The sequence below is a fragment of the Enterococcus sp. 2G9_DIV0600 genome (genome assembly GCF_002140615.1).
Taxonomy (GTDB): Bacteria; Bacillota; Bacilli; order Lactobacillales; family Enterococcaceae; genus Enterococcus_D; species Enterococcus_D innesii.
Genome location: NZ_NGLL01000001.1, coordinates 1,915,883 through 1,938,444 on the forward strand (window position 1 = coordinate 1,915,883; position 22,562 = coordinate 1,938,444).

Annotated in this window: 20 protein-coding genes and 1 pseudogene; 6 read left to right on the forward strand and 15 right to left on the reverse strand. The window is 42.8% G+C overall.

Going from position 1 to position 22,562, the window contains the following annotated elements:
* The first annotated feature begins 31 nt into the window (after positions 1-31).
* Complete coding sequence (gene rpsT / locus A5870_RS09150; protein WP_005230162.1) at positions 32-286, forward strand: 30S ribosomal protein S20; 255 nt, start codon at positions 32-34, stop codon at positions 284-286.
* 52 nt (positions 287-338) lie between these two features.
* On the opposite strand, the gene holA is transcribed toward rpsT, so the two are convergent.
* The 7 genes and pseudogenes from holA to A5870_RS09180 all read right to left on the reverse strand — a co-directional run bounded on the left by holA (position 339) and on the right by A5870_RS09180 (position 8,710).
* A complete protein-coding gene (holA, locus tag A5870_RS09155; protein WP_286088808.1) occupies positions 339-1,358 on the reverse strand; it encodes a DNA polymerase III subunit delta in 1,020 nt (339 codons plus the stop codon).
* Between the two features lie 31 nt (positions 1,359-1,389).
* Positions 1,390-3,633, reverse strand: a complete 2,244-nt coding sequence (locus A5870_RS09160; RefSeq protein WP_086292463.1) for a DNA internalization-related competence protein ComEC/Rec2 — start codon at positions 3,631-3,633, stop codon at positions 1,390-1,392.
* On the reverse strand, positions 3,605-4,102 hold the full coding sequence (locus tag A5870_RS09165) for a ComE operon protein 2 (protein ID WP_005230159.1): 498 nt from the start codon (positions 4,100-4,102) through the stop codon (positions 3,605-3,607). Before A5870_RS09165 ends, A5870_RS09160 begins: the two co-directional genes overlap by 29 nt.
* Before the next feature lie 93 nt (positions 4,103-4,195).
* Entirely contained in the window at positions 4,196-4,837 is a 642-nt protein-coding gene (locus A5870_RS09170) for a ComEA family DNA-binding protein (protein ID WP_086292464.1), read from the reverse strand.
* An 83-nt stretch (positions 4,838-4,920) separates the two neighbouring features.
* Positions 4,921-5,232, reverse strand: a complete 312-nt coding sequence (locus A5870_RS17635) for an alpha-L-rhamnosidase C-terminal domain-containing protein (protein ID WP_369596789.1) — start codon at positions 5,230-5,232, stop codon at positions 4,921-4,923.
* A 24-nt stretch (positions 5,233-5,256) separates the two neighbouring features.
* Positions 5,257-7,518: pseudogene (locus A5870_RS09175) on the reverse strand (family 78 glycoside hydrolase catalytic domain); the annotation flags it as partial.
* A 19-nt stretch (positions 7,519-7,537) separates the two neighbouring features.
* Entirely contained in the window at positions 7,538-8,710 is a 1,173-nt protein-coding gene (locus tag A5870_RS09180) for a PTS sugar transporter subunit IIC (RefSeq protein ID WP_242595950.1), read from the reverse strand.
* A 284-nt stretch (positions 8,711-8,994) separates the two neighbouring features.
* Here A5870_RS09180 and A5870_RS09185 point away from each other — a divergent pair, with 284 nt between their 5' ends.
* Positions 8,995-9,924, forward strand: coding sequence for a cupin domain-containing protein (locus tag A5870_RS09185; RefSeq protein ID WP_242595951.1), 930 nt, complete (start codon positions 8,995-8,997; stop codon positions 9,922-9,924).
* Positions 9,925-10,020: an AraC family transcriptional regulator gene (locus A5870_RS17640; protein WP_252086093.1), complete on the forward strand. Its 96-nt coding sequence runs from the start codon at positions 9,925-9,927 to the stop codon at positions 10,018-10,020.
* A 117-nt stretch (positions 10,021-10,137) separates the two neighbouring features.
* Here A5870_RS17640 and A5870_RS09190 read toward each other — a convergent pair whose 3' ends face one another.
* The 6 genes from A5870_RS09190 to A5870_RS09220 form a co-directional block, all read right to left on the reverse strand.
* Positions 10,138-11,178 carry a CAP domain-containing protein gene (locus tag A5870_RS09190; protein ID WP_086292465.1) on the reverse strand — a complete coding sequence of 347 codons (1,041 nt, stop codon included), beginning with the start codon at positions 11,176-11,178 and terminating at the stop codon, positions 10,138-10,140.
* A 305-nt stretch (positions 11,179-11,483) separates the two neighbouring features.
* Positions 11,484-12,101, reverse strand: a complete 618-nt coding sequence (locus A5870_RS09195; protein WP_086292466.1) for an HAD-IA family hydrolase — start codon at positions 12,099-12,101, stop codon at positions 11,484-11,486.
* A 217-nt stretch (positions 12,102-12,318) separates the two neighbouring features.
* Entirely contained in the window at positions 12,319-13,878 is a 1,560-nt protein-coding gene (locus A5870_RS09205; RefSeq protein ID WP_086292467.1) for a TPM domain-containing protein, read from the reverse strand.
* Between the two features lie 173 nt (positions 13,879-14,051).
* Positions 14,052-15,401, reverse strand: a complete 1,350-nt coding sequence (locus A5870_RS09210; RefSeq protein WP_086292468.1) for a PFL family protein — start codon at positions 15,399-15,401, stop codon at positions 14,052-14,054.
* 8 nt (positions 15,402-15,409) lie between these two features.
* Entirely contained in the window at positions 15,410-15,676 is a 267-nt protein-coding gene (locus tag A5870_RS09215; RefSeq protein ID WP_081118964.1) for an ACT domain-containing protein, read from the reverse strand.
* 103 nt (positions 15,677-15,779) lie between these two features.
* Positions 15,780-16,442, reverse strand: coding sequence for a 2,3-bisphosphoglycerate-dependent phosphoglycerate mutase (locus A5870_RS09220; RefSeq protein WP_086292469.1), 663 nt, complete (start codon positions 16,440-16,442; stop codon positions 15,780-15,782).
* Between the two features lie 415 nt (positions 16,443-16,857).
* Between A5870_RS09220 and A5870_RS09230 the strand changes: the two genes are divergently transcribed.
* The 3 genes from A5870_RS09230 to A5870_RS09240 are packed head-to-tail and all read left to right on the forward strand — an operon-like array spanning position 16,858 to position 20,226.
* Positions 16,858-18,339 carry an ABC transporter substrate-binding protein/permease gene (locus A5870_RS09230; RefSeq protein ID WP_086292470.1) on the forward strand — a complete coding sequence of 494 codons (1,482 nt, stop codon included), beginning with the start codon at positions 16,858-16,860 and terminating at the stop codon, positions 18,337-18,339.
* Positions 18,332-19,054, forward strand: a complete 723-nt coding sequence (locus A5870_RS09235) for an amino acid ABC transporter ATP-binding protein (protein ID WP_005230134.1) — start codon at positions 18,332-18,334, stop codon at positions 19,052-19,054. Before A5870_RS09230 ends, A5870_RS09235 begins: the two co-directional genes overlap by 8 nt.
* A gap of 17 nt (positions 19,055-19,071) precedes the next feature.
* Complete coding sequence (locus tag A5870_RS09240) at positions 19,072-20,226, forward strand: pyridoxal phosphate-dependent aminotransferase (RefSeq protein ID WP_086292471.1); 1,155 nt, start codon at positions 19,072-19,074, stop codon at positions 20,224-20,226.
* Positions 20,227-20,361: 135 nt separating this feature from the next.
* Here A5870_RS09240 and A5870_RS09245 read toward each other — a convergent pair whose 3' ends face one another.
* Together A5870_RS09245 and A5870_RS09250 are read right to left on the reverse strand one after the other, a co-directional pair.
* Positions 20,362-21,069, reverse strand: coding sequence for a DUF4811 domain-containing protein (locus A5870_RS09245; RefSeq protein ID WP_086292472.1), 708 nt, complete (start codon positions 21,067-21,069; stop codon positions 20,362-20,364).
* Positions 21,066-22,544: an MDR family MFS transporter gene (locus tag A5870_RS09250; RefSeq protein WP_086292473.1), complete on the reverse strand. Its 1,479-nt coding sequence runs from the start codon at positions 22,542-22,544 to the stop codon at positions 21,066-21,068. The genes A5870_RS09245 and A5870_RS09250 overlap by 4 nt, the downstream gene beginning before the upstream one ends.
* Positions 22,545-22,562: the final 18 nt, after the last annotated feature.

The following is a 22,562-nucleotide window of genomic DNA, read 5'->3' on the forward strand; positions in this document are numbered from 1 at the left end:
TAATTGAACTTTTTTTTCGGAGGTGAAATACATGCCAAACATTGAATCTGCAATCAAACGTGTTCGCACAAGCGAAGCGGCTAATGCTAAGAATTCATCTCAAGTAAGCACAATGCGTACAGCAATCAAAAAATTTGATCAAGCTGTTGAAGCTGGTGCTGATAACGTAGATGCGTTATATAAAGATGCTGTTAAAGCAATCGATATGGCTGAGACTAAAGGATTAATCCACAAGAACAAAGCTAGTCGCGACAAATCTCGTTTAAGTAAAAAAATTGCAAAATAAGCAAATTAAGAAAGGCGCAGCAATCGATGATTGCTGCGCCTTTCTTTTTGACTTACTGTTTGCCATGTTTTAAAACAAATAGCTGGAACAAATACTCTTTGTCCATCTGACCACTTTTTACTAAGTAATCATTTTCGATCAATTCACTATATAGTGCTGCTAATTGCTTTTCTCCAAACCCACGAGCTTGCTGCATCGCTAACTTCACTCGGTACGGATGAATCCCCAACGTTTCTGCGATATTGGCTTGCTGGTAGCCAATTTTCATCAAAATCGCCGCCTGTAACAGCAGACGGACTTGGCTGATCAAGATAGCATTGATCTTGATCGTCTCTTCCCCTTGCAATAATAGATCGTCATACAAGCGCAACGCATCCGATACGTTCCCCTTTAAGACATCGCTGGTTAATTCAAAGACATTGTGTTCCAACGTCTTAGGGATCAACTGCAAGACGATCTCCTTCGTGATTTTATTGCCATTTCCAGCATACAACCGTAGTTTCTGTAACTCCTGCATCGCTTTTGAAAGTTGCAGATCCGTTAACCGTAAAAACAAATCAAACGCCTCTCGGCTCATCTCGATGCCGTCATTGGCCAACGACTGTTGGAGATACTGACGCACGTCGGCTTCTTTCATAGGTGCGACATCAATCACAACTGCGGCTTTCTTCAGCTGCTTAGTAATTTTTTTCCGTTCATCTAATTTATCGACATCTGCAAAAATCACCATTACCGATGATTCCAATGGGTCTTTGATATAATTCAAAAAATCATCTAGGTCATGCTCAGGTGCATTGCTCTTTTTTTCAGCCGTTAAGAAAAATGGCCGCTCGACGAAAAGTAAGCGCTGATCGCCAAAAAAAGGCAACGATTGGGCTTCTTGGATCACCATATCAAGGGGATCTTTCTCCATGTCAAAGGAAGCAAAATTCAGATCATCTTTCCCAACGGAAAAACGCTCCAAAAAGGCCGTGCGAACTTGCTCTTGTAAAAACATTTCACTGCCGATGACTAGATAAATCGATTGCAACTCCTTGGTCCGAATTGCTTGCAACGCTTTTTGTAATTCCATCGTTTCCCCCGCTTTCATTCTTATCCTACCATTAGTCAATCGGATAGTCTAGCAGCGTTTTTATCAAAAATGATTGTTGTTTTTCAGACCAAATAAATTGGATCATGCCCTGTTGATCCGTTCGCAAAACGGTCTGATTAACCAAGTTTTCAAGCACCTCTTCATGAGGATGCCCGTACCGATTGTTCCGTCCACTTGAAACGATCCCGAATTGGGGATCGATTGCCGCAACAAACTCAGGTGCCGTCGAGGTTCGACTGCCATGATGCCCTAGTTTCAATACATCAACTTTTAAATTCGGATAATCATGAATCAACTTTTTTTCCCCAGCTTGTTCGAGATCGCCAGTAAACAAAAATGTTTTATCCCCTACCTTGGTTTTAATCACCATCGAATCTTCGTTTTGTCCTGCACCTGATTCTGGTGCCAATATTTGCAACTGAAGGAAATCACCCACTACTTGGCCAACCGTCGTCCAAACAACGCTTGTCTGCTTAGGCAGTTCGTTTAAAAGCTTGGCGATGCGGTGATCTTGTTCACTTCCTGGTACAAGATATAACGTTTCAACGGGGATCGCCTTCATCAATGCTAGCGCATCTCCCATATGGTCCGTGTCCCCATGAGTTAAAAACAAACCGGTGATCTTTCTGACCCCTTCCCCTTTCAAAAAAGGAATCAATGTAGATTCCGCGGCAGCTTGTCGTTTACGCTCTTGCCATTTTTCTTTCGGAAAAGACAGAGAACCTCCAGTATCGATCACATAAACTTCGCGATTTTTTTCTGCCTGTAAAACGATGCTGTCTCCTTGCCCAACATCGACATAGCTAATCGTCGGTACAACGCTGTTTTTTTGGTAGACCGTTGGTATAGCGAGTGAGAAACAGATCACCAGCAACCACCGTTTCTTTTGATAAAAAAACAGGCCAAGCAGACAACAGATGCCAGCCAATCCCACAGGTATAGCACCGATTGTCAGGGAAATGCCCCCAACAGCGCCTATAATTATTTCCAAAAGCAGCAAAAGTCCTTCGAAAAGGACAATCAGCCCCCTGATGGGTGGGAAAAGAGTACTGACCATAAACAATAAAAGACATGCTGGTAGCAAAATTACTTGAAAAAACGGCAGAAAGAAAAACGTCAATAAGCCGCCAAAGAGCGGAAATTCATAAAAAACTGCGACAATGATGGGTGCTGCAAGTACAGGTAAGAATTGGCAACACCAAAACCATGACCATCCAACTGGTCGTTGCATCAGTAGCAAAAATGTCATCAAAAGGCTTAGTTGCCCCGATGTTTGAAGAAATACTTTGGGGTCAACGAATAAAAGTGCTGTCAGGACAATCCCATAGCGATCACTCCCCGATAGGCGTTGAGGAAAAAGGGCGTTCACTTGATTAACAGCCAGTGCCAAGACGGCGCGCCATACACTAATGCCACCCCCACACAGACCGATCGCCCCTAAGAAAAAGACCACCAAAGGTAACAACATTTCTTTTTGCGTGAAACCCAATCGGCATAAGATCTCGCGAAACCATCTGAAAAATAAGACGACATGCATTCCTGAAATCGTAAAAAAATGTAACAAGCCACTTGCACTGTAAATTTGTCGCACCTCTTGAAACTCGTGATCTTTAAACCCAAAGAGCAATGCATTGATATAGGTAGCGGATCGTTCAGGAAAAATTCGTTGAACAGAAGAAATAACATCCGCTCGAACTTTTGCAAGCGAAAAGCCTGAGTCTGCTGCTTCCAATCCTACAATTTGCTCGATATGGACTGAGCCAATAATTGATCGACTGGCTAGATAGGCAGAATAGTCAAACCCGTGGCGGTTTCGTGGTTTTTCAGGAAGAGAAAAAAATCCTTTCACCAGCAGCTTTCTTCCCCAATCGGATCGATCCTGCCATTGCTGTTTTTCAGTCTCTGAAGAAATCGTGTAACGACCAATCACTTTACCTGCGGAGGATTTTGCTTCAAACGTAAGCAGATCACCATTGATTTTGATCGTGTCTGGCAGCACATTGACTACCCCTCGATACTCACCTTCTTGTATGTCCCCAGTCCGAAATAGAGAGACGCGGACACTTAACAGCAACAGTCCTATAAAACAAACCATGCACAAAAATGCCTGTCGTTTTAAGACAAGCATCCCGAAATAATAAAGTGCAATGAGTCCCAGTAAGATGGACTGCACATAGTAAGCAGTCACCGAACAAGCAAAAATAATACTAAGAAATAAAAATGAATCAGTTCTCTTTTGTTGGTTGTGCATCATTCAGCACACCAAATGAAAGTTTTTCAAAATACACCGGATCGAGTTCAACTTGGTGGACGGAAGCACCTACTTGTTGAATCAGTTCCATTGCATACTGATTATTGCGATAGTCATTCAAATAATGGATCGTTTTGACCCCTGCTTGCAAAATTGCTTTCGTACAGGGAAGGCAAGGAAAGTGCGTCACATAGATTTCCGCATTGTCTGTAGACACCCCTAATTTTGCACATTGCAATAAGGCATTCATTTCTGCATGAATCGTCCGAATACAATGGTCATCCACAACATAACAGCCATCGTCGATGCAGTGTACATCGCCACTGACGGATCCGTTGTAGCCTCCAGCAATAATTCGGCGATCTTTGACTAATGTAGCTCCGACCTCAAGTCGGGAACACGTACTGCGTAAAGACAGTAAAACAGCTTGAGCCATAAAATACTGGTCCCAAGGGATTCTCGTATTGCTCATTCGTTTGCTCCTTTGCGATTGATTAGTTCTATTCTAATCGAATTTCTTGAATTTTCAACCGTCATTTCTTAGTATTGCTTACTTTTATTTGGTTCAGTCCGTCACTGTAATCATCTCTTTCAAGGACTCAAAGGTCTTCTCTCCGATGCCTGTGATCTTTTTTAGCTCATCAATCTGTTTAAAAAAACCATATTCTTCGCGGTAAGCGATGATTGCTTCTGCTTTTTTGGCACCCACACCCGGCAGTTCTTGCAGTTGCTGCGCATTGGCTTGATTCAGATTGATTTGTGTCACTGCAGTCTGGCTGTCGTTTACTCCTGAAGCATTTATCTCCATAAACCCTTCATCCTCTTGATGGAGAACGATCACCATCTGTTGATCTTGCAGCACTTGTGCTAAGTTTATCGCTGTTTCTAACGCCTCTTCTGTCAGACCACCTGCTTGTTCGATCAGTTCATACATCCGCGCACCTGATTTTAAGCGATAAATTCCCGGTTGGTGCACTTCCCCTTTGATATCTATGACAATATCAGATTCTTCATCGTGAGGACTTTCTTCTTGAAGGGTTCCACCTTCCACCATTTCAGACGTTTGCCCTGCTGCATCTGCCATTGAATGCCAGTTTGTTTCTTTGTTCTTCGAAAACGGCACAAACCAGATAATCAACAAAACCACCAGCACCGCACCTACAAGTGCAATCCGCCAGTAATCTTTAAGCATTTTCCATTGATCCATTTTCACCACCTCATAGATGAAATACGCAAAAAGTAATCAAGGACAGAAAAAAAGTCAACACTTTCCACGTGTCGACTTTTTCACTAGTTAAGAAGTAATCGTATAGAGACAGTAACTTTCTTTCGGCTCCCCTCATCCTCTATTTTCTCGCTGACTTTTCTAAAACCTTTCATCTGACTGATTTCATAGCCACATGTTCGTGGCAACTCCACCGTTAAACGAACGGTACGATCAGTCTTTTCCCAGCTTAAAGCTACTAATCCAAACGTACTTTGTAAGGAGCCTTTGACATGGGCTAAAGGTACATCGATAGCTGGTTGTATCAGTATCCCAGCGCTTGTCATCTGAATGCCTAATAAATGACGGACAAACCAATACCCATAAGAAGCAAACATGGCATGATTCAACGAACCCTCGTAAGTGGCTGAATGTTGCGGCGTTGGAAAATGTTCCATCAAAGTGCCGTTTCCGCTTGCCAGCATTGCTGCATAACTAGGCGCAGCTCTCCTCGTTAACCAATCAAAAATAATATCATTTTAGCCAGCTTCAGCCAGCAACTGATAGCTCCATGCCATCCCGAAGATGCCGAAAGAGAAAATACCCTCTTGCTGCTTGATCCGTTGTACTAATTTTGGCAAAATTTCTTTTTTCTCACTGAGTCCTGTTTTCATTGCAAAGATCATGCTAGACAAGGTGCCCGCACCGTATTGCCCATGTCCTATAGAAAACTTCTGTTTGATTTGTTGTGTCGTGTACTGGATCGCTGCTGGCACTCGCTGACAATAATCTTCGTTACCAATGATCCTCAAGTCGATCAATACTTGGTAACGCTGTAGTAAAAGTAGATACATGCAGGCAGAGCAAAAGGACTGATCTGGCGAAGTAATAACCTCGTTTTGCCGAGTTTCATCAATTGCTCCCCAATCGCCGAGACAGCACTGGGCGATATAATCAAAATCAAAAGCGAGTAAATAGTTGAGATGCTGTTCCAACTGTGGACGCAGCTTGGCAACCGCTGCTTGTTTCCCATAGGTCTTCACCAAAGCCAAAGCAAGCTCTGGAACTACCAATTGCCACCCTAACGCACCACCGCCATTTGATGGTCCATTTGTCATGATTCCTACAAATGGCGCAGTTGCGGTCATTGCACCATCCGGTCGTTGGTCGTAGGCAAAATCCCACAACACTTTTTCCAACAACGGTTCAATCGCTAGATCTGCCATCTGCGTTGGCAGTAAAGCGACGATGTCTCCGCCATATCCGAACCGCTCACGAGTGCAGTCCTCAAAATACGAGTGGATATTGTTCAACCGCGTGGCTTGTCCAACCGCCCATAACTGATCCAAAAAGGGGTCGGAGGTTTCAATCGTCACCAACGATTTCACCTCCGTATGCAGGCGATAGGCTTTAATTGCGCCCACAATCGCTTGAAGGTTGTCAGCAGGTTTCGTCTCGATCAACGTATAACGAAAGGAATGATAGGTGTAGCGGTTTTCAAAAACGAACGTCTTTGCTGCCGTTTTCTCAATGATGTCTCGTTGAACGATGGGATCATCTGGCTGCTTCCCTTCATAGGGATCGTAGACGCCATAAGTTCCACTGATCGTAGATGTATAATCAGGGTTGCCTTGCTCATCTAATCTTTCTGCATAGCTGATTCTGACCTGACCAATGAAATCTTTCTCAAGTGTACAAGCAAATTGACCGCTGATGATTTGACCGAAGTCAATGAGCAGTCCCGCTGCAGTTTCGGTCATTTTTTGGGGAACGATCGATTGTGTGCGCTTGATTTTAGGAATAAAGCTTGGCTTGAAACGTCCCGCGGGACCAGCAATTTGTACCGTTTTTCCTTCTGGCCGAGGATCAGGTACATCGGTAACGATTTCTCCTATATAAAGATTGTTTTGCAAATAAGGCCCAAAACTACTTTGCCACTGATTGTCTGAGTAAATGTAGCGATTCTCTCCTCCGTCATTTAACTGAAGCTCCCCCCAGAAACAGGGTTTGCCGATCGCTAGTTGTTTGCGGATGTTATACCGACCTAAAATCTCAATCGGAGCAGGGTTGTACCAGCCATTTGCAAGTTCAACTTCGATTCGATTGTCTCCCTCCTGTAAAAAATCAGTTAAATCATAGGTATCATAGTAGACGACTTGATCATAGTTCGTTACATCACTGTTTAAGTAAACATCTGATACCATTTTTCCATTAACAGACAAGCGATAAAAACCAAGCCCGCAGCAATCAATCACTGCATAGGAAGGACACTTTTCCAGTGTGAAGGAGCGGGACAAGCAGCTATTTTTCTCTTCTGAAAAGTAAAACCGTTCTTTTTTAATAGGATCATCTAAGCGAGTGATCCACTTGCCCATAGTTTCTTTAGGTTTCTCACGCTTTTCTATCGTGAAAAACATACTGCTGTAAATCGTGACATCGTTTCCTGCTACTGCAGTCAATTTGACTTGATATTTTTTTCGCTGCGGATGCTGCGGTAAGAGGATCTCCATTTTATTCTCAGAAGCGGCTATGTTGGAAAAGTCATACACTGCTTGCTGCTGTTCATTGAAGATTTGCAATCGATAGCCTTGGTGATTGGTCATCGACCATTCAATAAGGATCGGCTCATTTAAATCCACTGTTAATGGCTTTGTCTTCCCGTTGATGGTTATCGTTTCTTTCATAAGCTGCTCCTTTCGTAGGTTATTGTGCTTCTTCAATACAGATCTGCTTATCAGCAACTTTGATAAATGACAACCAAATCATCGTTGCGATCACGATCAAGACGATTTGTAACAAAGAGCCCATAATACTACCTGTGACAAAATAGCCGCTAATGATCGGTGGCGTCGTCCAAGGAATTTGCGCAAGCCCAGTTGGTATCGGGACTAGCCCGAAATAAAAGGCAAAATAAGCGACGATCGTTGTGACGGCATTTGTAAAAACAAAAGGAATGATAAAACTGAAATTCAACATCAACGGAATCCCGAACAACGCTGGTTCACCAATATTGAAAATATAAGGAACACTAGCAATTTTTCCAACCTCTTTGTACTGTTTACTTTTTGCTACGATCAAAATAGCAATGATCGCACCGACGACGCCAATCGAGGCAAAATGATTCCGAAAGCTCATACTGATAATATTCGTTGGAATCTCTCCCGCCACTGATGCCACACGGTTTTGGTCTTCAAGGACTTGATGGATTGGGTCCATCACTGCTTGAATGATCGAGGTTCCATGAAGGCCAAAAAACCACAAAAATTGCTCGAAAATTTTCACAACGACCATTCCTGCGAGGGAGCCACCTAACATTGTTAATGGAATCCCAAGGGTCCCATTGATCAACGTCATAGCATCACTGTTAAATAGGGCTTCGATGATGAGCCGGATGACCCAAATCGTCGTGATGACAAGAAAAGATGGAATCACTGATTCGAATGGTCCAGAAACAGCTGGTGGAACCGCTGCAGGCATTTTGATTTTGATTCCTTTGCCCTCAATTTTTTTATACAGAACAGTACTAAAAATACCGACAATAATCGCTAAAAACATCGATTGCGCGCTAACGCGGGTGATATCTAAAAAAGTCCCTGCTTCCATTGCATCCAACGGTGTTAATAGTAAAAAGGAAACAAAAGCAGTTAAGACACATTGCAAAACATTTGTTTCAAGTTTTTCTGCCAGTGATTTTGCGAGGGAAATGACAACTAGCAAACCACCGATTGCGAGTGTAGCATTGTTGACATAGAGCAATTTCTCTTGCCAGACACTAGCATCTTCTGTTCGCAACACCATAGTAATAAAATCGGTCACTTGTTGGATCGGAAAAAAAGCAATAATTAAAAAGATCGACGCAATGAAGGTGAATGGCATCTAAGCTAACATTGCATCCCTAACTGAAGTAATATAAATATTCCCATTGACTTTACTTGCAAATGGACCAAGGGTACTTTGGATCTTATCCCCTAATGATGGTTTGTCGTGGTTCATGGTGATTCCCCATTTCTTTCGAATTTGCTGGTACTATTGACTATTATTATCATCCGGATTATGATAATTGATAACGCTATCATATGAGTATTATATACTACCTCTACCTGTCTTCAATGACGATACTCTACTATTTCATTGACTATTTTTTACCTAAGGAGAAAGCGATGGATAAACAGAACATTCTGCAGCAGTTACAACAATTGACGACTACCGAAGAAATAGTCCTTAAAAAGACGCAATCTCTTCCATACAATTATGAGGATTTTAAGAAAGTCTACAGTGATAAAAATGAGCCAATTTATCAATATACCTTCGAAAAACACCGTTCTCGTCTCATCCGAAAACGACCACAGGATAGCGGATTTCTTAAGACAAGCCAGCTCTTGATTTTAAAACATGCACGCTTTTCTTCTACGCCACTACATCAGCACGATTTTATCGAAATGAATTATGTTTTTTCTGGAACAGTCACGATCATGATCAATGAAAAAAAGGTGATCTTAAAGGCAGGTGACTTTTGCTTATTAGATACTGGAGTGATCCACCAAATTATCGAAACAAATCAAGACGACATTGTTATTAACTTTTTGATCAGCAAAGAGTACTTTTCCACGCAGATGCTCAGTCGGTTGGCATCCAATAGCATGATCGCCGACTTTGCCATCAATGCGTTATCTGTAAGCCAAAAGCACAATCAATACTTAGTGTTTGAAACGACTAACAACGACTATTTGATTGATGCGATTTTCGGGGTCTTTGCCCAGTTCTTCAATCCCTCCTTCGGTTCTCATGAGGTCATCCATTCCTATATGATCATTATTTTTTCCGAACTCGTTCGTAGCTTCCAAGAAAAACAACGGATCGAGTCGCAAAAAAGTGACCAACTATACCTTGGAGAAGTGTTGGACTATCTGGAGAAACATTTCTCTACTTGCACACTAGCTTCGGTCGCGGAGGCATTTGGATACAACCCGAGCTATTTGAGTCGCCGTATCAGTCAGCAACTTGGCCGATCCTTTGTGACGATCCTTCAAGAATTAAAACTCAATCAAGCCAGCTTATTGTTGAGAAACTCTTCTCTACCTGTGGAATAAATCGCACACCAAGTCGGCTATAAAAATGTCTCATTCTTCTATAAGCTGTTTCAAAAGAAGTATCAGTGCTCTCCTCATGCCTACCGTCAAAACTAAACAATACTGCTGCACACCATTTTATCGTCAAAAAAACACTGGTCATTTGATGCTGCTAAAGAAGCATTCTCAAATGACCAGTGTTTTTTACAAATCAGTTTCACGCAATTCAGGAATTCACGACGCCGAGCCTCGATGATACAACGTTGTATAATAAGGCTGTTCGCTGGTATCGATCGCAATACCGATCCCCAGGTAGTCATACCCTTCAGTTAAGATCGTTGCCCGATGTCCTTCTGAATTCATTAAGCCTTGGTGAGCGTAAATGCTGCTGGCTTGGCCAAATGCTAAGTTTTCTCCTGCGGCGGTGAAGCTGATCCCGTCTTCTTGCATCCGATCAAAGGGGCTTGACCCATCCAAAGCAATATGATCAAAATACCGATTTTCAGCCATATCTTGGCTATGCTTACGGGCAGTCTCACTTGTTGCAGCACTAAATTCTAATGGCTCCAATCCAAATTTTACTCGAGTCGCATTCGTAAGTTCAAACAGCTGCGTACGCAGACCGCTTAATACCGCTGTCTGATTTTGCCTAAAATCATTTGCATGCAAGACCTCTAGCTCTTGATTGATGATTTGGATCGCGGTCACTGTGTCTTCGGCATGAACATCATAGAAAAAAGTAATCAATTGATCATCATGTAAGAAGAGATCATAGTTCGCATCTGGCTGGATTCGATACCGTCGTGATCCTCGTTGAAAACTTTCTTGACGCGTGCCCATCTGATTACGAACGCTGTCTTTTGAAGACCCGATTCCTAGCGTGTCATCGATATGCAGGGTATCTTGGTTCGTATAGATTCCTTGCGCGATATCATTCTCATCATACATCACCATCATGAAGTTACGAAAATCATCGTGGTAGGATGTCCACGTTAATCCATACCGATTCGCTGATTCATTGATTGCTTCTCCAAAGGTTTCTTCAATCACTTGTCGTGATTCATTGTATAAATGTGTCTGAGCAGGCGTTTCTTCCACTTGTCTGTCTGAAGCATCTTGTGAAAGAGAAAATCGGGAAGAGATAGTTTGAGTGATCTCGTTGAGGCGGGCATCCCGAAAGGCCAAACGACCGTCATGCCATGTGATCATCTGGCTTGCAAAATAAAGAAGCCCGATGAGAAAAATGCTTTTGAATAAGAATTTTAGTTTTTTCATACGACTCCTCCGTCAATGATTTTTTTATCTGCTAGCTGTAAGGCGATCGGTGATCCACTTCACTCATCCTTAGTTTAGATCGCTGAAGAAGCCTTCTTGTCTTTTCTAAAGACTATCATTCCTGTGGGAAGTTGACCAGTTGCAGCATGAAATTTCTTAGATGGTCTATGTCTTTTTAAGCTCCTGTTAAGAAATTTTTTTTAATCACGAAAATTTTGCAGTGCCATCGAACGCTCCATTAAAATAAATACTCCTTATCAACAGGAAGAACTAATTAGTCTTCTATGCAAAAAAGCCTTGATTTCTCAAGACTTAATGATTTCTTGTATTTCAGCCATTGATTGGACGGTATGGTCGGCAGATACATCTTTTAAGATACCTTCTATATCATAAAAAATTGTCTTAACACCTGCTCCTTGTCCTGCAAAAACATCCATCGTACGATCGCCGATCATGACAGTTTGATCTTTGTCCAGCTGATATTTCTCGACAAGATAAATTAATGAAGTCGGATCAGGTTTACGGGGAAAGTTGTTTTCCGGTCCTACGATCTCAACGATCAGGTCTGCCATCTGTTCTTTTTCTAACAGTTCTTTCGTTGAGATAACATCGCGGTGGGTCAAAATGTAGTTCTTGCCACCAGCAGCAACCACAGCCTCTAATGTCTCTTTTGTCCCATCGAAGGAAAGAGGCAGTCGATCATCTAATGCTTCATTTGCTTTGAATGCTTTAGTGAACTCTTGAAAATCTAAGTTGTATTTTTCAGCAACTTTTTTGGAAGATGAATCTTTCAATATATAATAAATCTCCGCTGGATCTGGATCGAAGCCATACTCTTTCAATGTCTTCATAAAAGCTTTCAACATGATTGGGTAGCTGTCATAAAGTGTTCCGTCAAAATCCCATATGTAAGATTGGTACATGATATCCCTCGTTTTCTCCCTTTTTCAGATGAATGAAACTTCCACTCATTTTCTGTAACTCTAAAAAGTTTACCACACTTTGTTAGGTTTGTCTTTTTTATCAAGGGATTTCCTCCACGAGAAAAAACGCCATTGACCATGCAATCCTTCCTCTTGCACAAACCTACATGCAAGCGAATGTATTGCAAAGCAATGAACGTTCATCCTTAGTAAAAAATTACCAGCTACCAGAAACACCGCCACCGCTGCTGCTTCCTCCGCTAAAACCACCAAAATCGTTCGAAGAACTCTGCGTATCGGCAATGACTTGTTCTTGATGGGTCACATGATTATTCATCATCACGAAGAACAACGCCATATTCATCCCATGGGGATCATACTCTTGGCGAGCATTATTTAAAACGGCTGCTCGATCAGAAGCATCAAATGAGGATAATTTGTTTGCTAAATCTGGGTGATTTTGATAAACCTGTTTCAAGTCAACTTGGAACAAGGCATCTGTTTTCACTTCCGCGATAACATTAGAAACTTCTTTCGGAATGGCTTGTACCATCTCAGGATAGGTCGCTTTTTCCGTCACAAGTTGCGCTAAGTACCGGCCTCGCTCGTTGCGTCTTCTGATCTCTTCTTTGGCTTGCTTGGCTATTTCTGCTCGATACGCATCTGCTAAAGGCAGATTTTCGGGTAACACTGCATCAGTTAAATCATAGTCTGCCATCCGTTCAGACACTTCCCTGCCTAATTGGGCTTCATAGGTTTTTAAGGTGTCATGTTGTGTAAGGATCAGCTGACCGAATTGTTTGACCGTGGTTTGTTTCTTCATCAGCAGATTTGAAAAATAGGCGCCAATTGCTGGATTCGTCAAGCCGTGTTGGATGACTCGTTTATCCGCTGTCGACAATCCAGTGACCGAACTCAATTTCGCTGGCACATAAGTACTCGTCACATACTGCGTAAATGCTTGTTGACAATCTTTGGCTGTCTGATACTGATGGTAACGCTGATAGTTCTTTCTATTGCTAGCCCATTTCAAGAAATCTTTCTGTTGGAAGTGACTATCTTCTAAGAGATGTTTCGGCAACGGCAGGTGCTCTGCAAAACGCTGTTTGGTTTTAAGGTGACGAAAACTAATGAACCCTACAAGGCCTGCAGCTGCTGCCGCTACAACACCACTAACGATTTTTCCAATAGTGAACCACATCTGCTTGTTGGCTTCTGCTTCTTGTGCCTGTTTTTCTGCTAACATTTGCTTGCCATCTTGATAGATCGTCCCTAAACCAATCGTTTCATCCGCTTCTTTCATGCGCTGATAGACTTCATTAGAAGCTGCCAATATCGCTGTATCATAATCTTCATCTCGTAATGCGTCTTTGGCATCTTCATCCACTAAATCATCTTCCGATAGCTCACTGAAGACATAGGATAGTCCATCGCCATAACCCAGACGAAATTCACGATCATCAATAGCAAAGAGAAACAATAGTCCATTATTGTCCTCTGGATTTCCTAAACCATACTCATTGAACAGTTCCAAATTACGCTCTTCAATCGATTGCCCATCTAAGGAAGGGATCGTGATCACAGCATATTCTGGCGCTCCGGTCAATGATTGGAACCCCTCTTTATTCAAGGCATCGATCTGTTCGATCGTCTCTTGTGAAAGGACCCCGGCATCATCACGAACAAATGTCTGTCCAAAGGCAATTGATGGTTGAAGGACAAAAAATCCCATCAAACCAATAAAAACCAACATCCCAAGTTGGAAGATTTTCTTCATTTTTACCACCCCTTTTTATCGTGTTATTTTTCATTGTATTCGATTCCAAACAAAAAAACATCCGTCTTAGGAATGAAAAAATAGTAACAGGACCAAAAAACCTTTAAAAGACAGCATTCTGATTAGTCTTTTAAAGGTCACTTCATCATATTTTCTTACAAAATGAACACGAGCTAGTTTTTAAATGAATGAATCGGTGCGGGAATACGACCGCCACGCAAAATGAAATCGGTAGACTGCGCAGGATTGGTTTTCATCACTGGCGCCGTCCCTAATAAACCACCAAACTCGATGCGATCGCCGATTTCTTTGTCTTTCGCTGGAATGATTCGAACCGCTGTCGTCTTGTGGTTGATGACACCGATCGCTGCTTCATCCGCGATCATTGCGGCGATCGTCTCAGCCGAAGTATCTCCCGGAATCGCAATCATATCTAAACCGACAGAGCAGATTGCCGTCATGGCTTCAAGTTTTTCTAAATTCAATAAACCAGCTTCTACTGCTTTGATCATCCCTGCGTCTTCAGAAACGGGGATAAAAGCACCCGACAGACCACCAACATGGTTACAGGCCATTACGCCGCCTTTTTTGACTGCATCATTTAACAAGGCCAAAGCAGCTGTCGTTCCGTGGGTACCGACAGATTCTAAGCCCATTTCTTCTAAAATCAATGCCACGCTATCGCCGACTGCAGGAGTCGGTGCCAGCGAAAGATCGACGATCCCAAATGGAACGCTCAAGCGCTCTGAAGCCACGCGCCCGACTAACTGCCCCATCCGTGTGATCTTGAAGGCAGTTTTTTTAACGGTTTCCGCCACGACATCAAAGGACTCCCCTTTGACTTTTTCCAAGGCACGTTTGACGACACCAGGTCCGCTGACACCGACGTTGATTTCCACATCAGCTTCACCGACCCCATGAAAAGCCCCCGCCATAAAGGGATTGTCTTCCACTGCATTGGCAAAAACAACCAGCTTTGCACAGCCCATATCTGATGCTTCAGCAGTCTTCTTGACTGTTTCTCCCATCAAACGCACTGCATCCATGTTGATTCCGGCTTTCGTTGATCCAATATTGACCGACGAACAGACAAAATTGGTTTGTGCCAAGGCTTCTGGAATCGATTCGATCAATGCAAGGTCGCCGCCTTGATAGCCTTTTTCTACTAGCGCACTATAGCCGCCGATGAAATTGACCCCAACTTCTTGCGCCGCTCGATCCAAGGTCTGCGCAACTTTGATACAGTCGGCTGGCGTCGGCTGGCAAGCGGCCACTACGATCGCTACAGGGGTAACCGAAATCCGCTTGTTAATGATTGGAATACCATATTCACTTTCGATCTCTTCGCCGACTTTGACAAGGTCTTTAGCTTTTGTTGTAATTTTTTGAAAAATTTTCTCACAGGTACGATCAATATCGGCGTCAATACAATCCAATAATGAGATCCCCATCGTGATCGTACGAATATCTAAATTTTCTTCTTCCACCATGCGAATGGTTTCAAGTATTTGATTTGTCTCCATAGTGCCTCCTATAATTTGTGCATGGTATCAAAAATTTCTTGATTTTGAATGCTGATTTTCACACCTAATGTCTGACCTACTTGGTGAAGCTCCTCACGAATACCGTCAAAATCCTGATTGGCATCCATGTTTAAAAGCATCATCATCGTGAAGTAATCTTCCATGATCGTTTGGGACACATCTAAAATATTGATCTCTAATTCTGCTAATTTCTGGCTGACACCAGCGATGATCCCAACCTTGTCTTTTCCAATAACGGTTAATACGGCTTTCATATTCTCCCGCCTTTCATTAAATTTTTCTTATTATAGCACAACAAAACCACATTTTCGATGTAACATCAAACGAAAATGCGGTTTATTCTTTGAATGTTCGTTATTACGCCCGTTCAATCAAGTTTGCTTGGCTATCAAACTCATAAATGATCGGCTGTGCGTTAGGAATATCGATCGTATCCATGGCATCTTTGGGCACGTCTTCCAAGTATTTGACTAACGCCCGCAAGCTGTTCCCATGACCAGTGATGAGGATATTCTTATGATCTTTAAGTAACGGAACCACCTGGTCTTGCCAAAATGGGACTACTCGCGCCACCACCATCCCCAGATTTTCGCCCTTAGGTATCAAGCGGGGGTCTAAAGAATCATAGCGGCGGTCTAAATCATTTTCCTCCACATATAAAGGCGGTTCATCATATCCACGTCGCCATTTTTGCACCTGTTCTTTTCCATATTGTGCGACCATCTCATCTTTATTGACCCCTACTAATTGGCCATAATGACGTTCATTTAGGCGCCATGTTTTTTTCACAGGGACCCAAAGCTGATCGCTGGCTTCCAGAACGGCATCGCAGGTGATGATCGTTCGCTGCAGCACAGATGCAAAGGCAAAATCAAAGGAAATCCCTAATTCTTTGATCTGTTCCCCCGCAGCCCAAGCTTGTTGTCGGCCTTTTTCGGTCAGCGAAACATCCAGCCACCCTGTCCAATAATTTTCGAAATTTGCTTCACTTTCGCCATGTCGAATCAATACGACCTTCATTCTATCGCCTCCTCTTCTCTTTTATTATCTCAAGAAATCTAGAAAATGTCTTATGTTTCGTTTTTGTCGCTTTGTTTCAACCCACTTCTTATTTTGTCATTGCAGATCCTGGTTCACGTTTAAGCGAAGCTGTTTCCTTTCTTCATTATCCGTTATTTTCTAAGCATCCTTTCAAATAGACGTATTTAAAAAATGGCTGCTGCTCCTTCACCACTTTCTTCTTGCTTGGATTGCAAATAATTTGAATAAATGGTTTTACGCTCTACAACAATTTTTGACTTTTTTTCTCTGACTTATTGACTTCAACTGATGTTATGCTATGATAGTTTCTATCACTTATATGTATTTTTATACATTTATTAGTTATTATTTGCATTTTTAATAGATGCGTAGAAAAAGTTAAAGGGGCGTTTACATGAAAAGGTTTAGTAAGGGAACTGTTTTATTAGGGATCATCACAGCGTTGCTTCCGTTTTTCTTTGTCGGACAAGCACATGCAGAAGAAACCGATCCAATCTATGAAAAAGTCAAAGAAAATGGTGTATTGGTCGTGGGTTTATCTGCCGATTATGCACCTTATGAATTCCGTGCCAATGTTGACGGAAAAAATGAAATCGTCGGGATCGATATTTCCATTGCCCAAAAAATTGCAGATGACTTAGGGGTCGACCTGAAAATTGAGGAACTTGGGTTTGATGCGTTGTTAGGAGCGTTAAAAACGGGCAAAATCGATGTCGTCATCTCTGGAATGGCTGCTACGGATGAGCGCCGCAAAGAAGTCAATTTTACTGACACTTATATGGAAGTCCAACAAACCGTTTTAGTTCGAGCAGAAGACGCGGATCGTTTCCAATCGACGGCTGATTTTGATGGTGTGGCTGTCGGTGCACAACGTCAAACCACTCAAGAAGAGCTGGCGAATACAGAATTGACTGGCTCGACCGTCACCTCTTTGCAAAGGGTGCCTGATTTGATCACCAATCTAAAATCACGCAAAATTGATGCGATCGTGATGGAAGGTCCCGTTGCCGAAGCATATGTGACGGCGAGTGATACCTTGGCATTAGCTGAAAATGTCACGTTTGAAAACGGTGTGAAGGAGACCGCCATCGCCATCTCGAAAGAAGCGCCGGTTTTACTGGAAAAACTCAATTCCTCCATTGAAACTATCATTAGTAATGATCTTTTAAGCCAATACAAAGAAGATGCTTATCGATTGATGTTTACCGAAGAAGGCACGATCGATGAAGAGCAAAGCTTTTGGGAAAAATATCTGCCTTTTTACATCACTGGAACTGGCTATACGATCTTCCTAGCCTTGGTTGGGGTATTATTCGGCTCTATCGGTGGCAGCTTGTTAGCCTTTATGAAGCTTTCTAAGTCAAAAGCATTGAAAGTCATTGCCGCTGTCTATATTGAATATGTTCGGGGAACACCTTTGTTAGTACAAATATTTATTGTATACTTTGGAACAGGCGTGTTAGGCTTAGAGCTTTCGAAATTAGCTGCCGGCTGTATTGCCTTAGCACTAAACAGTGCCGCCTATGTGGCAGAAATCATTCGTGCCGGGATCAATGCCGTCAATAAAGGACAGCTGGAAGCCGCTCGTTCATTAGGAATGAATCAGATCCAAGCGATGCGCTTCATCATTTTCCCGCAAGCCATCAAAAACATCCTGCCTGCTCTAGGAAATGAATTTGTCACAGTCATCAAAGAGTCTTCGGTCGTATCGGTGATCGGTGTGTCTGAACTGATTTTCCAAACAGGCGTCGTTCAAGGGGCCAGCTTCAAACCATTTTTACCCTACGTTATCGTATCATTGATCTACTTTGTATTGACCTTCGCCCTCTCACGTCTATTGGGTGTTGCTGAAAGGAGAATGAAAACTAGTGATTAAAGTTGAAAAATTAGTGAAAACATTTGGCGAGAATACCGTCTTAAAAGAAATCGATCTTGAAGTGACACCTGGTGAAGTCGTTGTGATCATCGGACCCTCAGGAAGTGGGAAAAGTACTTTCTTACGTTGCTTGAATCTTCTTGAACAGCCGACTGGCGGGAAAATTACCTTCGAAGGCAATGATTTATTGGCAAAAGGGGTGAAAATCGATCAGATTCGTCAAAAAATGGGAATGGTCTTTCAAAGCTTCAATTTATTCCCTCATAAAACGGTCTTAGAAAATCTGACTATCAGCCCGATCAAAGTCAAACAGCAAGAGCAAGCTGCTGCCGAAGAGACAGCGAAAGGATTGCTGGAGCAAGTTGGCTTAGCTGAAAAAGCGGATAGTTACCCCTCTAGCCTTTCTGGCGGGCAGCAGCAACGGGTCGCTATTGCTAGAGCGTTGGCAATGGATCCTGATGTAATGCTCTTTGACGAACCAACCTCAGCATTAGACCCAGAAATGGTCGGAGAAGTGTTGACGGTTATGCAAGCTTTAGCAGAAAAAGGCATGACGATGGTGGTCGTTACCCACGAAATGGGCTTCGCCAAAGAAGTTGCCGATCGTGTCATCTTTATGGCTGACGGTATCATTCAAGAACAAGGAACACCAGAACAGATCTTTGAGCATCCGCAAAATGCGCGGACCCAAGACTTTTTAAGCAAAGTTTTATAGAAATTGGAGATGACAAAATGAACCGTCCGTTGATTGCAGAACGTTTTTTACAACCAGAAGAAAATCTTTTAATGGAGATCGCCACTCTTGCGAAGAAAACCCCAAATTTGATTGATTTGTCGATTGGTGATCCTGATTTGATTACAGATGCGACGATCATTGAAGCAGCTTTTGCTGACGTCAAAGCGGGTCATACAAAATACACCGCTTCAGACGGCAGTGCTGATTTTATCCAAACTGTCGTTGATTTTTATCAAAAGCAATACCAGCTTACTTTTTCTCCTAGCCAAGTACGAGGAACTGTCGGTGCATTGCATGGTATGTACTTAGCTTTGGCTGCCATCATTGATCCTGGTGATGAAGTGATTATTCATGAACCGTACTTTTCACCTTACAAACAACAAGTCGAACTAGTCGGTGGTGTGCCGGTCTTTATCCCGACCTTTGAAAAAGATGGCTTTCAAATCGATGTCGAGGTCTTAAAATCCGCCATCACTGAGAAAACTCGGGCGATCATTATCAATTCACCCAACAATCCTACTGGTGCTGTTTTTTCTCCAGAAACTTTTGAAAAAATCGCAGCAGTTGCCATTGAACATGACTTGCTGATCCTCTCAGATGAAGTCTATGAAGCCTTTTGCTTTGATGATACCTTTGTACCGATGGCAGCCTTCGCACCTGAGAACACCATCACATTCAGCAGTTTCTCAAAAGCCTTTGCCATGACTGGCTGGCGGATCGGCTACATGATTGCACCTGAATCGATCAATCTTACGGCAAAACTGATCAATGAGGCGATCGCCTATTCGGCACCAACTCCTTCACAACGGGCAGGTATTTACGCATTGAATCACTATGATACCCTCGTGCCGCAAGTGGTTTCTGTCTTTAAGGAACGACTGACTTACATTGAGCAACGGGTTGCTGAGATCCCGTTCCTTTCCTTATCCCCAGTCAAAGGAAGCATGTATGCCTTCATCAACATTGAACAAACGGGGTTGGACTCTGTCAGCTTTGTCGAGAAATTATTAAAGGAAACCAGTGTGCTGATGATCCCTGGGAAAGCCTTTGGAGAAACGACCGGCGATGGCTATGTTCGCTTAGCTGCCACCCAATCGTTGGACTTGTTAAAAGAAGCTTTCGACCGGATTGCCGCGTGCTCATTTGATTAAAGAAAATCCCACTCACTTCTAGTGTGTGGGATTTTTTTTGGTGGCAGCCGTTTTTCAAAAGTATCACGTTCCATATAAAAAAAGGGACAGAAGAATCCGATTTGATTCTTCCCTCCCCTGACTATCTGCTCGTTTTTACTTTTTTGCTTCTTCCAGCAGTTTTGCCATCGCTTCTTTTTGATAAGCTTCTGTCAATTCAGCGATTTTTGCTTTTTGGGCTGCCTCATCCATAGTTGGATCAGCCATTAATGCAGCTTGCATTTTTTCTTGGACATACGCTTGTCCTTGTGTTTTCATGGTGTCCGCTTGTTCTTTCGCTAAAGAAGCCAGTTTTTTTGCTTGATCCACACTCAAGACTTCCCATGAATCTGGCAATGAGAACGTATTGGTACGGCTGACATATTGGCCATCGTTATCAGCGATCCCGAACAAGAAGCGTGATAGGTCACTTTTATAAACCCAGCGGGTCGTTTTTGTTTCTAATTGAGCTGAATCAGCCCCTGTTTCCACAACATTAGCCACTTTATCAGTACCGGTTTGTTTTGGTTCCTCTTGATCAGCATCCGTTTTATATAGGTAGATTTTTTCCGTACCATCTCCTAATGGCTGATACAATAGCAAATCAAAATTCTCGTTATCGGCACTAGAAACCAGTGGGGTTGTTTTAGCAGTCGTTTCTTTTTCCATTCCAAAATGATAGGTCAAATTGGCCATCAATGCGACGACACTTGCCACGAAGACTAGACCTAAGACCAATGATAAACCTGTTTGCCGCTTGTTTTTGGCAAAGACATTCAGTACCGCAAACCCTAACACGCTAAGAACGATCAAAAGCAAGATCATTTGTCCGCACCTCCTTCAAGAACCGTCAATCGTGGTTCTTTTTTCTTTAAGGAGAAGGCGATCAAGAATCCTAAGAAGCTAAAGACCGCTGCCACATAAAAGGCGGCATGGTAGCCAGATAAAGTCGCTTCAATTGCTTTTTCTTTGTATGCCAAAGGCGTTGCATCCAGCAAAGAATCACTTGGCAAGTTGCCCTTGGTGACGTTTGTCAAGACACTGATCAAGATAGCCGTACCAATTGAGCTGGCTACTTGACGGAACGTATTGTTTACCGCGGTACCGTGACTGATCAAATGACCAGGTAAGGCATTCATTCCTGAAGTCGTTACTGGCATCATCACCATTGAGATCCCGAACATCCTAATCCCATAAAGAATGATGATATGCAAAATCGGTGTATCTTTTGTTAGGAAAGCAAATGGTAAGGTTGCAGCGGTCAAGATAAACATCCCGGTGATGGCTAAACGTTTTGCACCATACTTATCAAAGATCGCACCAGTGATCGGCATCATGATCCCCATGATCAGCGCACCCGGTAATAACATCAATCCTGAATGGAACGCTGATTCACCACGAATGTTTTGGATGTACAATGGGAGAACCATTTCAGCACCGATCATCGCCATATTCGTGACCCCTGAAAGGATCGATGCCAAGGTAAAGGTCGTTGATTTGAACACGCGCAACTCTAAGAACGGATGCTCAATGTGCAATTGACGCCATGCAAAGAAAGCAATGAAAAAGACACCGGCTGCTAGAAAACCGATTACTTCCATACTGCCCCACCCTTTGTCACCGACACTTGAAAAGCCATAGAGCAATGTACCAAAACCAAGCGTTGATAAAATTGCTGAGAACAGATCGATTTTCGGATGCGACAATTCAATCACACTCTTCATTAGAAAGAGCGCTAAGACTAAGACTAAAACGACGATCGGAATGACCATTCCGAACAAATAACGCCAGTCATAATGATCAATGATCCAACCAGATAACGTTGGGCCTAAGGCTGGTGCCAACCCGATAACGATTCCGGACATACCCATGGCTGAACCGCGTTTTTCTGGTGGGAAGATCGACAACATGATATTTTGCAAAAGCGGCATAGAGATCCCTACACCAGCAGCTTGCACTAAGCGACCAATCAATAATGTAGAAAAGTTTGGTGCAGCAAAACAAGCGATCGTTCCAGCCAGGAAGATGCTCATTGCCGTTAAGTAAAGATTTCTTGAGCTGAACTTATTGATCAGCCATGCGGTGATCGGGATCATGATCCCATTGACCAGCAAGAAACCGGTGGTTAGCCATTGGACATCAGATGCTGAGATGTCAAAGGCATCCATCAAGGTTGGAAAAGCCGTTGTTAACAATGTTTGGTTCAAAACAGTACAAAACGTACCGATCAGCAAAACCATAACCAGTAAGGAACGGTTGTAAGGTTTGCCGTAGATATCTAAAGGACGACTCGTTGACATATTTCACACTCTTTTCAG

Coding starts and splice junctions, on each gene's coding strand:
- rpsT (WP_005230162.1), top strand. CDS start 32: ATGCCAAACATTGAATCTGCAATCAAACGTGTTCGCACAAGCGAAGCG.
- holA (WP_286088808.1), bottom strand. CDS start 1,358: ATGGAATTACAAAAAGCGTTGCAAGCAATTCGGACCAAGGAGTTGCAA.
- A5870_RS09160 (WP_086292463.1), bottom strand. CDS start 3,633: ATGATGCACAACCAACAAAAGAGAACTGATTCATTTTTATTTCTTAGT.
- A5870_RS09165 (WP_005230159.1), bottom strand. CDS start 4,102: ATGAGCAATACGAGAATCCCTTGGGACCAGTATTTTATGGCTCAAGCT.
- A5870_RS09170 (WP_086292464.1), bottom strand. CDS start 4,837: ATGGATCAATGGAAAATGCTTAAAGATTACTGGCGGATTGCACTTGTA.
- A5870_RS17635 (WP_369596789.1), bottom strand. CDS start 5,232: ATGTTTGCTTCTTATGGGTATTGGTTTGTCCGTCATTTATTAGGCATT.
- A5870_RS09180 (WP_242595950.1), bottom strand. CDS start 8,710: ATGCCATTCACCTTCATTGCGTCGATCTTTTTAATTATTGCTTTTTTT.
- A5870_RS09185 (WP_242595951.1), top strand. CDS start 8,995: ATGGATAAACAGAACATTCTGCAGCAGTTACAACAATTGACGACTACC.
- A5870_RS09190 (WP_086292465.1), bottom strand. CDS start 11,178: ATGAAAAAACTAAAATTCTTATTCAAAAGCATTTTTCTCATCGGGCTT.
- A5870_RS09195 (WP_086292466.1), bottom strand. CDS start 12,101: ATGTACCAATCTTACATATGGGATTTTGACGGAACACTTTATGACAGC.
- A5870_RS09205 (WP_086292467.1), bottom strand. CDS start 13,878: ATGAAGAAAATCTTCCAACTTGGGATGTTGGTTTTTATTGGTTTGATG.
- A5870_RS09210 (WP_086292468.1), bottom strand. CDS start 15,401: ATGGAGACAAATCAAATACTTGAAACCATTCGCATGGTGGAAGAAGAA.
- A5870_RS09215 (WP_081118964.1), bottom strand. CDS start 15,676: ATGAAAGCCGTATTAACCGTTATTGGAAAAGACAAGGTTGGGATCATC.
- A5870_RS09220 (WP_086292469.1), bottom strand. CDS start 16,442: ATGAAGGTCGTATTGATTCGACATGGCGAAAGTGAAGCAAATTTCGAA.
- A5870_RS09230 (WP_086292470.1), top strand. CDS start 16,858: ATGAAAAGGTTTAGTAAGGGAACTGTTTTATTAGGGATCATCACAGCG.
- A5870_RS09240 (WP_086292471.1), top strand. CDS start 19,072: ATGAACCGTCCGTTGATTGCAGAACGTTTTTTACAACCAGAAGAAAAT.
- A5870_RS09245 (WP_086292472.1), bottom strand. CDS start 21,069: ATGATCTTGCTTTTGATCGTTCTTAGCGTGTTAGGGTTTGCGGTACTG.
- A5870_RS09250 (WP_086292473.1), bottom strand. CDS start 22,544: ATGTCAACGAGTCGTCCTTTAGATATCTACGGCAAACCTTACAACCGT.